Source organism: Pelagicoccus sp. SDUM812005, from assembly GCF_031127875.1.
In the GTDB taxonomy this organism is placed as follows: Bacteria; Verrucomicrobiota; Verrucomicrobiia; order Opitutales; family Opitutaceae; genus Pelagicoccus.
On the sequence record NZ_JARXIA010000092.1, the window covers coordinates 1 to 396 of the forward strand.

At 43.4% G+C, this 396-nt stretch carries 1 protein-coding gene; it reads right to left on the bottom strand.

Features of this window, described 5'->3' with window-relative positions; genetic code table 11:
* Window positions 1-140 precede the first annotated feature (140 nt).
* On the bottom strand, window positions 141-396 hold a 256-nt coding region (locus QEH57_RS24825; RefSeq protein ID WP_309009504.1), incomplete at its 5' end, for a hypothetical protein.

A 396-nucleotide genomic window follows, 5' to 3' on the forward strand; every position in this document is an offset into this window, starting at 1 on the left:
TCATGTTTTAATAGAATTGATTGGGGTCACAATCAATCACGCTAAATAAATTTCAAAGAACACCCGAGTTAACGGGGAAAGAGTCCATTCACTCAAAAAGTGAATCGTCCGTCAAGCGTTGACTTCAAAAACTTTCGTTTTCAACGCCTAGCTTGAAGGCTGATATTGTTTCTAAGGAACAGGAGGCCGAACAATGTTTTTTCTGATTCTCGAATCAAGCTCTTTTTCAAACTTTCTTCCGCAAAGTTAAAACCGTGGTTTTCACTGCGTACTCTTCGAGACATCCCATGTTCGGGTACCGAGAAGGCCTCCATCGCTTTTTGAGCAATGGAGGCCATAATCTGGCAATAACCTACTCTCGCGGGACATGACGTCCAACTACCATCGGCGTCTACG